Source organism: Schlesneria sphaerica (assembly GCF_044336245.1).
Classification (GTDB): domain Bacteria; phylum Planctomycetota; class Planctomycetia; order Planctomycetales; family Planctomycetaceae; genus Schlesneria; species Schlesneria sphaerica.
On sequence record NZ_CP172346.1, the window covers coordinates 3,382,983 to 3,396,415 of the forward strand.

Below are 13,433 nucleotides of genomic sequence, written 5' to 3' on the forward strand. Positions count from 1 at the left end.
ATGGTAATTTTCGGTATGGCACGCAAGCAGTTCGGATCGGCAGAAGAAAATCTTGATTCACACCGGGTGGCAGACCAGCTCAAAAGAGAGATCCTCTCTGGGAGGCTGACAGATGGACTCCGCGTCACCGAAGCGGACCTGTCAAAGCGATTTGGCGTCGGCCGTGGCCAGGCCCGCGAGGCAGTGCAGATGCTCACCGCACAGGGCCTGCTGAAGGCGAGACCCAATTGCGGTGCCATCGTCGCTCCCGAAGCCCCGCTGCCGATTCGCAGACTGATCATTCCCATTCGCCGCTCGATCGAAACCTATGCCTTGGAAATGGTTTTCGATGATTTGAATGAGGTGGATTTTCAGCAGTGGGAAGACAAACTCCATCAGATGAAAGACGCCTGCGAACAGCGGGACTACCACGCGATCGCCGAACTCGACATCGCCTTTCATCGCCAGTTGCTTGACCGGGCTCAGCAACCGGACCTGCTGCTGATCTGGGAAACACTGGTCGGACGCATCCGCTCGCACTTCCGCAGCCGACAGCGCCGCTGCAGCGATCTTCTCGACATTTACCAGGAACACCGGGAACTGGTCGAAATCTTCCGCCGGGGGGATCTCGACGCCGCGATGAAGATGCTGAAAGAGAAAATCGCGTAGCCGCAGGAAGCCCAGACCCGACACAGCCCGGAGTCGAACCTCCGGGAGAGGCGATTCACATCACAGACCTGAATGCAGGCGGTCGCAGCCCGTTTTTCCGTTTGGCTACTTCTTGCCAATCAGACGCTCGATCAAACTGTGATAACTGGGCATCAGATGAGCATCGACCGTGTGCATCACGGCTTTCCAGACATCATCGACCAGCGTCCCCTGCAGCAGCCCGTCGACCGAACGGCTGATGAACTCGGCAAATAGTGCGGCCGAGGATGACGCCCCCGGCCCCACACCGGCCGTCATCTCGCGATTCACATGCCCGAATTCATTCGCGATGAGACTGACAGTCGGAAGCTTTGGAACCGGATCAGGGCCGTTCACGTAGCGGTACACTTTCCCCTCCAGTTCCCGATCGAATGCCTTGGAAGCTTCGACGTTGCCAATCATCGGCCCACCAAACGTATAGACCTGATGGACATTGACGAACTTGCGGTGGAAGAGCCAGGCACTCAGCACCGCCAGCGCGCCCCCCAGACTGTGACCGGTGATCCAGAGTGGACGATCCGAACGAGCGAGTTCTTCCTGAACCGCCGACAGCAGCGGCACCCAGACATCATCCAACGCGTTAATGAACCCCTGGTGAAACCGTGCACCGACTCCCGCCGCGGCAAAGTCCGTCCCCAGCCTCCCTGTCGGTAGAATCAGCAGATTGACCGCGTCTGAAAGCAGCCAGTCTTTCAGGCCCTCAAGCGTCGCTGGCGACTCGGTCCCCCGAAAGGCAACGACAATATGATCGTCGTTCGTCGCGACGTAGACCTGCGTATTTCCGGCACTGATCAGGCGCGCGTCGCACCCCAGACTCTCTTTGAATTGCTGCACTCCCTGCTCGGCGGGCAAGTAAGCCAGTTCAGATGCCTTCGCAAGGACTTGGGCGTTCCGGTGATCACCCAACGCGTCTTCAATCAGCTGTAAATCCATTTCGCCTCTTTGCCCCGGGGAGATACTCCAAACCTGTCAGAGAGCATTTTCGGAACGATCATAGTCCGCAGGGTAGCAACCGACGAGTCAAAAAGTGATGATGAACCCCGGCCCTGCCGATCCCCTTCGGACCTCGACCTGACAACCTGGATCGAGGCGGCGGCTGATCGTGTCGCCCTACGAGCCACGGGCGGCAGTGCCAGAATTTTTCGTCCTGATTTGCAACCTGCAGGGAAAAGCCACATGAGCGACGCATCGAACCAACTTCAGCTTGTGCACAATGTTTATTTCACGCTGAAAGAGCGAACCGAAGAGAACATCCAGAAGCTGGTGGACGCTTGCTTTAAGTACCTGAAAGATCATCCGGGAGTCACCTTCTTCGGAGCGGGCCCCCTGGTCCCCGAACTGGCTCGCCCCGTGAATGATCGCGATTTTGACGTCGCCCTGCTGGTCGTCTTCCGCTCCAAAGCAGACCACGACATCTACCAGACCGCTCCAGACCACCTGAAGTTCATCGAAGAAAATAAGCCCACGTGGGAAAAAGTCCGCGTTTTCGACAACTACACCAAGTGATCCCGCTGACGGACCGATAGTGCCTGTACAATTTCGTTGAGATGAGGGACAGGCACAATAGGTGGAATCCTCACCCTTGATTCAGCCAGTAATATAGAGAATAGAGTCGACTGCATTCGCGCTGGAAGCCGAGTCATTCAGAGACAGGAAGACTTGAATTCCAGCTCGGATCATTTCCCGTCTTCCCAAGTTTCTGACTGTAGGGCCGGGGCAGGATGTTCTCATGGCCGAGGATTGCGAGATGGGTCTGGCTGATTCCACTCGCCCAGCGGTGAATCGAAAATCGCATGCGCCACCGAACGGCCTTAATGCTTTGTGTCGGAACGCTCGTCGCCGGAATTCTGATTGGTGCCGGAGCCTTCTCGCTCCCGCTCCATCGCTCGCTTCAGGCAGAGAACCTAGATAGTGCCTCAGCAGAGCGTGTCTACCGCGAATTGAGCACTGTCAGTTCCCCTCTCCAGGAGGGGAGCGCTCTCCTGGCAAAAATCGCTTCGGTCACCACACCCAGTGTGGTCCATATTCAGTGTGAACGGCGGGTTCCCGGCCGGGCGAAAGAAGAAGAAACCGGCTCGGGCGTCATCCTGACCAGTTCCCGAGCCACGGGCTTTTTCGTCGTCACCAATTGCCACGTGGTGGATAAGACACCTGTCGACGGAATCTCGATTTCTCTGCACGACGGACGGGTCATTCAGCCCGAACGAGTTTACACCGATCAGGAATCGGATGTCGCCGTTCTGAAAATTGACGCTCCGAATCTCACCGCCGCGAAGTGGGGCGACAGCCGCAAACTGGAAATTGGGCACATGGTCCTGGCGATGGGAAGCCCCTTCGGACTGAGCCGCTCCGTCACACTCGGTATCATCAGCGCCCGAGGCCGCCGTAAGCTTCAGCTCGGCAAAACCGAAGTCATCAATCAGGACTTTCTGCAAACCGATGCTGCAATCAATCCCGGCAACAGCGGGGGACCACTGATTGACCTGCAGGGACGGGTGATTGGGATCAACACGGCGATCGCCACTTCCAGCGGAGGAAATGACGGGATCGGATTCAGTATCCCCAGCCAACTGGCACAACGAGTCATGGATCAACTGCTGGAATACGGCGTTGTGCCCCGCGCCTGGATCGGCGTCAAACTCGACGAAAACTTTGATGCCCGTGTCGCCGCGAAGCTCAAGCTGGACCGCGTGACGGGAGCACGAGTGAATCAGGTCTTTGACAATTCACCTGCGTCCAAAGCCGGTCTGCAGCTTGACGACGTCGTCCTGAACTTCGACGGGATCGATGTGCAGGACCACGACCACCTGATCAACCTGGTCAGCCTTTCACCGATCGGCAAACAGATCCGGATGTTCGTCTGGCGAGGTCAGAAAAAGGTCTCGATGGCCATCGTGCTCGCCGACCGCAGCGACTTGCGACGTACCAGCGAAGCTCCACCGCAGCAGGGACGCAGCTTCCCGTCACGAACAAACTAGTTCGCTCGGTATTGTTAGTGTCGGCCGTGGCTCGATTTCACACCAGGCCTCTCATTCACGCGAAGTGCCAGTAACATCGATCCCGGCCAGCAGTCAGCCAGGCCGTCGAGTTTGGCGCCGTACAGCTACATCGGCGCCAAACTCACTCTCTTTCGGACTACTCAATTCACCCCAAGAGGACAACTTTGGGGTCCGCCCATTCCCGCACAATATTCCCCTGATTCAAGGCCGCCGCACCCCCGTCCCATGAAAGCCCCAACAGGACAGACACAGACTCCCTTCAAGCCCCTTGGAACCGCACAGCTTTTTGTCGCCCTTGTGGTCGCCCGTAGTGCCCCTGACGATGTCGACGACCCGGTGAATTTCTGATGAAGAATGCCCCGACCCGGCGATGTCACTCGACAAACCGGGAAGGGCCTGCCATGGTTCAAAACTCACCCAGGAACTGCAGATATTCGCACTTTGCTGAAAGGAGCCGCCCGGTGTTTGAGCTGTCCCGAATTTCCGATGCCGTCCGTTACGAAGGGGGAATCAGTCGGCGACTTTTCCTCGCTTACAGTGCCGCACTAGCAAGCCTCCCGCAGTTGGCCGAACGAGCACAGGCAGCGGAAAAGAACGTCACATTCTCTTCGGACCCCTTCGCTTCCGGCATCGCTTCGGGCGATCCTGATTCGACGAGCGTCGTGCTCTGGACGCGGCTCATCCAGGATCCGTTCGACGCCTATGGGGGGATGTCCACCGAACCTATCCCCGTTCAGTGGGAAGTCGCGCACGACGAACAGTTCAGCAGAATCGCTGCCTCGGGAGTAGCGACGGCAACTCCGCAGCTCGGACATTCCGTACACGCCGTGGCGCAGGGACTTGAGCCGGATCGCTGGTACTTCTATCGATTTCGTGCGGGGGACGCCCAGAGCCCTGTCGGGCGCTGCCGAACACTGCCTCATGCCGACTCACTGCCAGAAAAATTGCGTTTCGCATCGACGTCGTGCCAGCACTTCGAACAGGGACTTTACACCGCCTACGAGCAGATGCAGAAAGACGACCTCGACCTCGTCTTTCACCTGGGGGATTACATTTACGAAGGCCCCGGTCGAGACAATCTTGTTCGCAAACATTTCGGCAAGGAAATCGTTTCGCTCGGTGACTATCGCATCCGCTTTGCCCAGTACCGCACCGATCCTCTGCTGAGGCAGATGCACGCTGCCTGTCCGTGGTTCGTCACGTGGGATGACCACGAATTTGACAACAACTACGCGGGCGAAATTTCGGAGCAACTGAACGAAGACCCCGTCGCCTTCCTCCAGCGGCGAGCCAACAGTTACCAGGCCTATTACGAAAATATGCCATTGCGGCCCCGTTCACTTCCGAAAGGTCCGGACATGCGACTTTATCGCAAAGGATCGTTCGGGCGCCTGGCCGAGTTTCTGATCCTCGACACGCGTCAGTACCGAACAGACCAGCCTAATAACGACAAACGAAGCCCGATCAATGACGCGGCTCTCAACCCGCAGGCGACTTTGCTGGGGCGCAAACAACGACAATGGCTGCAGTCGTCGCTGCTGACCTCGCAAGCGGCATGGAACGTCCTGGCGCAGCAGGTCATGATGGGAATGGTCGGAGTTGGTCGCGAAGGGGACACTCCGCTGTATTCGATGGACCAGTGGCCAGGCTACTCGCACGAGCGAATCCAGTTAGCGAACTTCCTCGCCGAACGCCGGATCCCCAACCCCGTAGTTCTGACGGGAGATATTCACTCGAACTGGGCCAACGAACTGCGAGTCGACGATCGGAATCCGGACACGCCGCTGGTCGCGACCGAGTTTGTCGCCACCAGCCTGAGCAGCGGAGGAAACGGGCGTGCCCGCCCGGATTATGTTGACCTGCTGCAAGCGACTCATCCCTTCGTCAAGCTGCACAACAATGAACGGGGCTACATCCGCTGTACCGTCACGCCCCAAAGCTGGACCAGTGACTACGTCGCCGTGGAGGACGTCCTGGCCCCAGGTGGCAACATCGTCACCCGGGCCTCATTCGTTGTCGAAGCCGGCCGGCCTCAACTGAATAAGGCCTGACCGTCTCCGGAAGCTGACGGCCGATTCGAGAAATTCGTTCTGCAAGCCCGCCCCCCGGAACCACTCCGTGTCACACGCGAGTGCCGGGGGCCGGGGGGCGGAATTCCCACCAGATGCAGCGGCCCCGACCTGTTGAGACGGGATCTCAGGGCTTTTGAGCTGAGACCAGGTGTCCATCCCCTGGACGGGGGCTGACGGGGGGAAATTCAGAGCTCGGACTGAATTCTGACTGGCTGACATCCGATCTTGTGGATAGAATCCGTGATCAAAGTTGAGACTGAGTCTCAACCCCTGTTGCGATCTCTGCATTGAGAAGGTGTCGCGAATGGCGAGCGTGGTTTCACGAACACTGCCCATTGAGGCGATGGCTGCCGGAGAACGGGGAGTTGTCGTCGAGATTGATGGCACTCCGGAACTCGTGGTCCGCCTGGCCGAGATGGGACTGCATACCGGAACCCGGATCCGCCTGATTCGGCCGGGGGCACCGTGCATTCTCGAGATTGAACAGCAACGCTTTTCGTTCCGTTTTGACGACCTGGTGACCGTGCTGGTGGAAATCGCAGAATGACTTTGGATGAATTGGCAATCGGGCAAACGGCTGAGATTGTCGATGTCCAGGGTGAAGACGGAATTGCTATCCGCCTGCTGGAAATGGGCCTCACCGAGGGGGAAGAGATCACCCTCGTGGGAATTGCCCCGCTGGGCGACCCCAAAGAATACCTGATTCGCAGCTATCGCCTTTCGCTCCGCCAGGCGGAAGCGAAACGTGTCACGATCATTGCCAGGCAGGGCACTGAGCGAGCGGCTGATCTCTGAACACCAAAACGGCTCTCCTCACCCATGCTCGATCAAGCTCAGACACTCACCACCGAACGGACCGTCGCGGTCATTGGTAACCCTAACACCGGTAAAAGCACGCTTTTCACCGCCCTGACCGGCGTACACTCACGGATCGGCAATTACCCCGGTGTCACCGTCGAGAAGAAACTGGGCTGGTTCCAGCACGAAGGGCAGTCGGTCCGACTCGTCGACCTTCCCGGCACCTACAGCCTTTCCCCGCGAACACTCGACGAAATGGTGTCGGTCGATGTCCTGCTGGGCAGCCAGCCGGACGTCGGTTCGCTGGATGCCATCGTCTGCATCGCCGATGCCTCGAACCTGGAACGCAACCTCTACGTCGTCAGTCAGGTTCTCGATCTGGGGCTGCCGACGGTCCTTGTACTCAACATGTGGGACGTTGCGACTGAACGGGGTATCCAGATCGATGTCGCTGAACTGGAACGACGACTGGGAATCACCGTCGTCCCCTGCGAGGCCCACAAACGAAAACATATCGACGCCGTCCGGACCGCCATCCTGCGGGCATGTGACCAGAAAGCCGCCACTCCCCCGGATCTGTTTCCCGCCTCCTTCACCCAGGAAGCAGAGCAACTGCAGTCGGATCTCCAGCAGCACGGAGTTGCACAGCAGCCGATCTACCTCATCAAGCGACTGCTGCTCGATGTCGGTGGCCAACTGGAGACGACGCTGACCCGGTCGAACCCCGAGGAATTGCTCACGCGCATCAAAGCGGCCCGAGAACGACTGTCCGCCGCCGGTTGCCGTGTTCCCAGCGTGGAAGCCAAGCTTCGCTACGCCTGGGCCCGGCAGACACTGAAGGGGGTTATGACGGTCCCCGAGAAACGGGAAACCACCCTCACTGACACACTTGATCGCTGGTTAACTCACAAGTTCTGGGGATTGGCCATCTTCTGCATCACGATGTTCGTCGTGTTCCAGTCGATCTCGACCGTCGCTGAACCACTGATGTCCCTGTTCGAATACGGACAGACGCAAGTCGGCGATTTCATCGGTTCCCTCTTGCCACACGGCCCCTTGCGCAGCCTGCTGGTGCACGGAGTTGTCGCGGGAGTTGGCGGCATCCTGGTCTTCCTGCCGCAGATCTGCCTGCTCTTCCTGTTCATCGCCCTGCTGGAAGACTGCGGCTATATGGCTCGTGCAGCCTTCCTGATGGACAAGCTGATGACAAAGGTCGGCCTCAGCGGCAAGTCGTTTGTGCCACTGATGTCTTCGTTCGCCTGTGCCATTCCCGGAATCATGGCCACGCGAACCATCGAGAACCGGCGCGACCGGATGGTGACGATTCTGATCGCGCCCTTGATGAGCTGCTCGGCCCGAGCCCCCGTTTACTGGCTCATGATCGCAGCGTTTTTCCCCCCGATCGCGTGGGCGAACGGATGGATCACACTCCACGGACTGATGCTCTTCACGATGACCTTTTTCGGTGCCATCGTCGCGATCCCCGTGGCCTGGCTGTTTAAGAAAACCCTGTTCAAAGGGGAAACGCCGCCGTTCGTCATGGAGCTTCCCACGTACAAGTGGCCATCCCCCGTGATCGTCCTGCATCGGGTTTCCGAACGAGCTGCCGCCTTCGTCATGCGAGCGGGAACCCTGATTCTCGCCACCACGATCCTGATCTGGTCTGCCAGCTACTTCCCGTCTGACCACAGCGAAGAGTACCGAATCCTCGGACAGATCGATCAGTTGGAGTCGCAATTCCAGGCGGAACTGGAAGAGCAGGGGGCGCTGGAAGAATCGCTCGAGACTTTGCAGCAGACAGAAGCCACTCCTGACACCACCGCCCAGATAGCGGAAATCCAGCAGAAGATCGAGGCCATCGAGTCTCAGTTGCAACCGCTGCAGGAACTGAAAGAAACACACAATGCGATCGCGGAAGAGTTGCTCGCCAGCAGCTATCTCGGCCGCCTCGGCAAAACCATTGAACCGGCCGTCAAACCGCTCGGCTGGGACTGGAAGATCGGTGTCGGAGTCCTCGCCTCCTTCCCGGCACGCGAAGTGATCATTTCGACCCTGGGGACCATCTACAGCCTCGGCAGCGACGTCGATGAAAACAGCCAGGGGCTGCAGACGGCTGTGCAATCCGCAAAATGGCCCGATGGTCGACCCGTCTATTCCATTCCGGTCGCCATCTCGATCATGGTCTTCTTCGCCCTGTGTGCTCAGTGTGCTTCGACACTGCTGGTCATTCATCGCGAGACAAACCATTGGGGCTGGGCCGTATTCACGTTCGTCTACATGACGTCCCTGGCGTATGTCGCGGCCTGGATTGCATTTGTCGTCAGCAGTGCGATCCTGAACTCTGGCACAGTATGAGTCGCCTCTTTGTCGGCTGAATGGTAGTTTCCTATACTTGGCCCGGTGACGGTGCGGTAGCAGGAGGGAATTCCTGCGAATGAACCTTGCCCTGCCGCCATTTTCCACTCGCCCCGACAGGACCTCCACTCATGCCAGCGTCATTCATTCGGTGCACAGGACGACTGTTTCTGCTGATTTCGCTGGTGGCATGCGGACCTGCCTTGCCGGCCTTCGCAGCAGACGACGCCGCCGCCAAAGCCAGTGCGAAGGATGAGTCCTGGCAGGTCATTTATCTCGCCGGCCAGCGGATTGGATACAGTCGCTCCCTCGTCGAAACCGTGACGCACGACGGTGGGGAACAGGTCGTGAAGTCAAGCACGAACACCTTCATGGCGATCAAGCGATTCGGCCAGACGCTGGAAATGAAACAGCACCTGTCGACAGAAGAAACGCCTGATGGGGACCTGCGACGATTCCGGTTTGAAATGGCGAATCCTCCAGCCATGTCGTCGATCACCAGTGGCCTGATCAACGGGAAGGAACTGTCACTCAGCCAGGAGGTCAACGGCAAAGCCAAGACCACCACACAGGCCTGGAAAGAGGGTGTCAAATCGCCTACCTACCAGGATCGCATCCTGAAGAAAAACCCGCTGAAGCCGGGCGAGACTCGCACTTTCGAGACCTTTGTTCCTGAATTCGCCAAAGTCGGCACCACGACGATGAAAGCGCACGACACCGTTGAAACAGAGCTGCTGGGCGGAAAGTCGCGAAAGCTGTTCAAGGTCAGCGTGAGCAACTCACTCCTTCCCGGCTTCACCATGGACAGCTATCTGGATGACGCAGGCGAGGCCGTGAAAGTCTCATCCAAGATGCTCGGCTCTGCGATGGATATCTACGTCGTCTCGCAAGAAGAAGCCTTGAAAACCATCGAAGGGGCCGAACTGGACCTGGCAGTCAACACGCTGGTCAAGGTGAAGCCACTCGTCAAAGGGCATGGCACAAAACGGGTCGTCTACCGCCTTTCAATCACCGATCAGAACCCGCAGGAACTGATTCCCAGCGGTGAAACTCAGACACTGAAAACGACCTCTCCCGAAACAGCGGAACTGACCGTCATTTCGTTGCCGATTCCATCCCCAGCTCGTGCCGGCACTGCCGACGCCGAATACCTGGAATCCTCGCAATACCTGCAGCGAGACGATGAAGGGGTGCAGAAGCACGCCAATCGTGCCGCCGGAGACGCAACAGATGCCGGAGTCATCGCCCAACGCATGGAAACGTATGTCCGCGACAAGCTCAGCAAGAAGAACTTTTCGACCGCGATGGCCTCCGCCGCAGAAGTGGCCCGCAACCTGGAGGGAGACTGCACCGAACATGCCGTCCTGCTCGCCGCCATGCTGCGAGCCAGGCAAATCCCTTCACGAGTGGTGGTCGGCCTGGTCTACGCGGATCGGCTGTTCGCATTCGGCGGACATATGTGGACCGAAGCCCGGCTCAACGACCAGTGGATACCGCTCGACGCCACACTGGGCCAGAATGGAATCGGCGCGGCCCACATCAAGCTGGCCGATTCCAGCCTGAGTGATGACGGCCCCGCAGCGATGAGTGGTTTTGCTCCGCTGATGAACATCATCGGCAATCTGAAACTCGAAGTCATTTCGGCCGAGTAACCGGCGACTCGATCCAGATCAACTCGGCACAGATCAACAACGACTGCTGAATGACTTTTTCAGCCGCAACGACAACGCGCGTCACCACACTGAGACACGGCTCTGCAGCCGCTTCACAGCCGACACACGGATCAGCCCCTCTCTCATTGAGTTTCGGCCAACAGAACAGGTCGCGAACGAGTTGTTACAGCCAGATCGACCCCTGCGAAGCCGCCACACTCACGAATGCGGCGGTGCCTCCTCAGGGAAGCCCTACCGCAAAGAGACTTCTGCGAACAGTTCCAGCAGCGCTTCGAGCGGAAGCCCCACGACATTGCTGATGCTCCCTTCAACGCGATCGATGAACAGACTTCCGGCCCCCTGAAGGGCGTAGCCACCCGCTTTTCCGCGGGGTTCGCCCGTCAGCAGATACCAGTTCAACCAACGCTCCGCATCGCTGCGAAAAGTGACATGGGTTTCGACGATCTTCTCTGCCATTCGCCCATCGGGGGTGACCACATGCACGGCGGTGGCAGCGACGTGTCTCTTTCCGATGTAGAAATCGAGAAACCATTCGCGGACAATTTCCCGCCAGTCGTCGGACTCGGGGGGCTGCCCGAGCACACGTAAAATGCCCCCCGCCCCCTCCACAATCACCGTCGTGTCGGCAGAGATGACCAGAGTTCGCGGTCTTTCGAATAAATCCTGCTCTTCTTGATTCAGCTGTTCGACCACCTGAAGAGCCTTGTGACGAGCGATTTCCAGCATCCTTTGCCGGATCGAAGGCATGTCATGACAGTCTTCAAACCCCGCTTCGTCCGACACCGGAGGAGGCGTGACGACGATCAGATCAGGATGTACCACTGCTTGCAGCAGCTCCAGCCGGCGGGGCGAGCGTGAGGCAAGTATATAACGTCTGAATGACATGTTATTAACAGTTCTCTATTTACGTCGATAAGGGATACCCGCCACAACGCGTGCGACCGATCCACTTCACCGAATCCGGACACCGCAGGACAGAAAAGCGAAGTGTAACCCAGTCGTGTCGGTTCAGCGAACTGGAGACACCAGGCAATCCGTAGGGAACTGATTTTTGGGGGCGTTGAAATGTTTCAACGCGAAGAAAAAAAATCGTTGACATTCGACTCTGTCAACTCAACAATGCCCAATGGGATTAAAAGTTGCCCAAGAACTTCCCTATTTATCGCTAATTGGTTGTGAACACGCTGTTTCGTGTTCATTTGTATCGGACTGTGGAGCTCACGAATGTCGTTTGACTTTGACGTTGACGAAATGGACCCCGAACTGGACCTCGTGTCTGACGACATCGATGGTGCAGATCTGGGCGACGAAGCGATTTTTGAAGAAATCGATTTTGATTCGCTCGGGATCGACCCCGGTGGTCCAACAGTCGCAAAGCCAGGCTCAGAAGAAAAAGTGCTCATGTTGGCAGCCCGTTACGCAGCAGGTGTTCCTCTGTGGCATGAAAATGATTGCTACGACCACAGCCCCGGCGCTGCGCTGACCAAGATGTTCCAGAAAGGCTGATCGCCAGCCGTCTGAATGAGACGATTTAAGAGCCCTGATAAACGACAATCGTTTGTCAGGGCTCTTTTCATCCCTATGTCGTTTCCTTGCAATTATTGGTATTCAGCTGTAAAAGAATTCTTGAATTTTGGTATCAGCAACTATCTCGGTCTGATGAAGTACCACGAATCTATCTCGGAGTCGCTTGGATGGCCAGTAAACCGGTGCCGAAGAAGGCCGCAAAGAGCAATGTAGCACCGACTTCTGCCAAATCAGCAACGAATTCCGCGCGGCCTGCCGCCGGATCCGCCAGCGAAATTGCGAAGCTCGACTCCGAAATCCTCAAGCTGATCAATCGTCGAGCAGCCGCTACGGCAAAACAGATCGAATCTGATCCCAACTGGTGGACCGCCACCTACGATCCACGCTCCGATGACGACCTTCTGAAGCGGATTGAAACCGAAAATCAGGGTCCGCTTCCCGCAGATGCCGTGCGAGGTGTTTTCCGTCAGATCCTGAGCTCTGTCCGGAACCGCGTCCGCCCTCGCCGCGTCACCTATCTTGGCCCAGCGTTCAGCTTTACGCACATGGCCGCCATCGAGCGATTCGGCGAATCCTCGGACCTCATTCCCGTCAACACCATCGCTGCGGTGTTTGAGGAAGTGAATCGCGGACATGCCGACTTCGGCGTGGTCCCCATCGAGAACAGCACCGACGGGCGGATCATCGACACCCTGGATATGTTCACACGCCTGCCACTGCGGATCTGTGGAGAAATTCAGCTCTGCATTCACCATAACCTGCTGGGCAAAGTGTCACGGGGTGAGATCAACGAAGTCTACAGCAAGCCGCAGGCACTCTCGCAGTGCCGCGACTGGCTCAGCCGCAACATGCCGCAGGCACGACTGATCGAAGTCACCAGCACCTCCACCGCTGCACAACTGGCTCGCGATAAGCCCGGGGCAGGAGCGATCGCCAGCCGTCAGGCCGCCGTCGAGTACGGACTTCAGATTCTCGCGGATTCCGTCGAGGACAACAAAAACAACGTCACCCGCTTTGCGATGATCGGCGACAAGCCTGTCGGACCAACGGGTCGCGACCGAACTTCTCTGCTGCTGCAGATTGGGGACAAACCTGGAGCCCTGGCCGACGCACTCAGCTTGTTCAAACAGAACAAGATCAACCTGACTTGGATCGAATCCTTCCCGTTGCGTGGTCCTGAAACCGGTTACATTTTCTTTATCGATTGCGATGGACACTCCAAAGACGCCAAGGTAAAGCGGACCTTGGACGAGTTGTCTCGACTGGCCGTCCGCATGGAAATTCTTGGATCCTATCCGCGCAGTGAAATGATTGGGTAACGC

At 57.7% G+C, this 13,433-nt stretch carries 12 protein-coding genes; 10 read left to right on the forward strand and 2 right to left on the reverse strand.

Annotated elements, in window-relative coordinates; translation table 11 throughout:
* Positions 1-15: 15 nt before the first annotated feature.
* Positions 16-648, forward strand: a complete 633-nt coding sequence (locus tag ACGY09_RS12335; protein ID WP_397571738.1) for a GntR family transcriptional regulator — start codon at positions 16-18, stop codon at positions 646-648.
* A gap of 105 nt (positions 649-753) precedes the next feature.
* Here ACGY09_RS12335 and ACGY09_RS12340 read toward each other — a convergent pair whose 3' ends face one another.
* Positions 754-1,620: a lipase family protein gene (locus ACGY09_RS12340; protein ID WP_397571739.1), complete on the reverse strand. Its 867-nt coding sequence runs from the start codon at positions 1,618-1,620 to the stop codon at positions 754-756.
* Between the two features lie 243 nt (positions 1,621-1,863).
* On the opposite strand from ACGY09_RS12340, the gene ACGY09_RS12345 reads away from it, so the two are divergent.
* The 7 genes from ACGY09_RS12345 to ACGY09_RS12375 all read left to right on the forward strand — a co-directional run bounded on the left by ACGY09_RS12345 (position 1,864) and on the right by ACGY09_RS12375 (position 10,563).
* Positions 1,864-2,193, forward strand: a complete 330-nt coding sequence (locus ACGY09_RS12345; protein WP_373649946.1) for a Dabb family protein — start codon at positions 1,864-1,866, stop codon at positions 2,191-2,193.
* Between the two features lie 287 nt (positions 2,194-2,480).
* Positions 2,481-3,665: a S1C family serine protease gene (locus ACGY09_RS12350; protein WP_397571740.1), complete on the forward strand. Its 1,185-nt coding sequence runs from the start codon at positions 2,481-2,483 to the stop codon at positions 3,663-3,665.
* Between the two features lie 491 nt (positions 3,666-4,156).
* The gene (locus tag ACGY09_RS12355) at positions 4,157-5,737 is read left to right on the forward strand and encodes an alkaline phosphatase D family protein (protein WP_397571872.1); all 1,581 of its coding nucleotides are present in this window, start codon (positions 4,157-4,159) and stop codon (positions 5,735-5,737) included.
* A 325-nt stretch (positions 5,738-6,062) separates the two neighbouring features.
* Positions 6,063-6,305: a ferrous iron transport protein A gene (locus ACGY09_RS12360; RefSeq protein ID WP_397571741.1), complete on the forward strand. Its 243-nt coding sequence runs from the start codon at positions 6,063-6,065 to the stop codon at positions 6,303-6,305.
* A complete protein-coding gene (locus ACGY09_RS12365) occupies positions 6,302-6,553 on the forward strand; it encodes a ferrous iron transport protein A (RefSeq protein ID WP_373649943.1) in 252 nt (83 codons plus the stop codon). Before ACGY09_RS12360 ends, ACGY09_RS12365 begins: the two co-directional genes overlap by 4 nt.
* 24 nt (positions 6,554-6,577) lie before the next feature.
* Positions 6,578-8,911: a ferrous iron transport protein B gene (feoB, locus tag ACGY09_RS12370; protein WP_397571742.1), complete on the forward strand. Its 2,334-nt coding sequence runs from the start codon at positions 6,578-6,580 to the stop codon at positions 8,909-8,911.
* Between the two features lie 131 nt (positions 8,912-9,042).
* Complete coding sequence (locus tag ACGY09_RS12375) at positions 9,043-10,563, forward strand: transglutaminase family protein (RefSeq protein ID WP_397571743.1); 1,521 nt, start codon at positions 9,043-9,045, stop codon at positions 10,561-10,563.
* Positions 10,564-10,815: 252 nt separating this feature from the next.
* On the opposite strand, the gene ACGY09_RS12380 is transcribed toward ACGY09_RS12375, so the two are convergent.
* Positions 10,816-11,469 carry a nucleoside triphosphate pyrophosphatase gene (locus tag ACGY09_RS12380; protein ID WP_373649940.1) on the reverse strand — a complete coding sequence of 218 codons (654 nt, stop codon included), beginning with the start codon at positions 11,467-11,469 and terminating at the stop codon, positions 10,816-10,818.
* 339 nt (positions 11,470-11,808) lie between these two features.
* On the opposite strand from ACGY09_RS12380, the gene ACGY09_RS12385 reads away from it, so the two are divergent.
* Positions 11,809-12,090, forward strand: coding sequence for a hypothetical protein (locus ACGY09_RS12385; RefSeq protein ID WP_373649939.1), 282 nt, complete (start codon positions 11,809-11,811; stop codon positions 12,088-12,090).
* A gap of 188 nt (positions 12,091-12,278) precedes the next feature.
* Positions 12,279-13,430, forward strand: a complete 1,152-nt coding sequence (pheA, locus tag ACGY09_RS12390) for a prephenate dehydratase (RefSeq protein WP_373649938.1) — start codon at positions 12,279-12,281, stop codon at positions 13,428-13,430.
* The last annotated feature ends 3 nt before the right edge of the window (positions 13,431-13,433 follow it).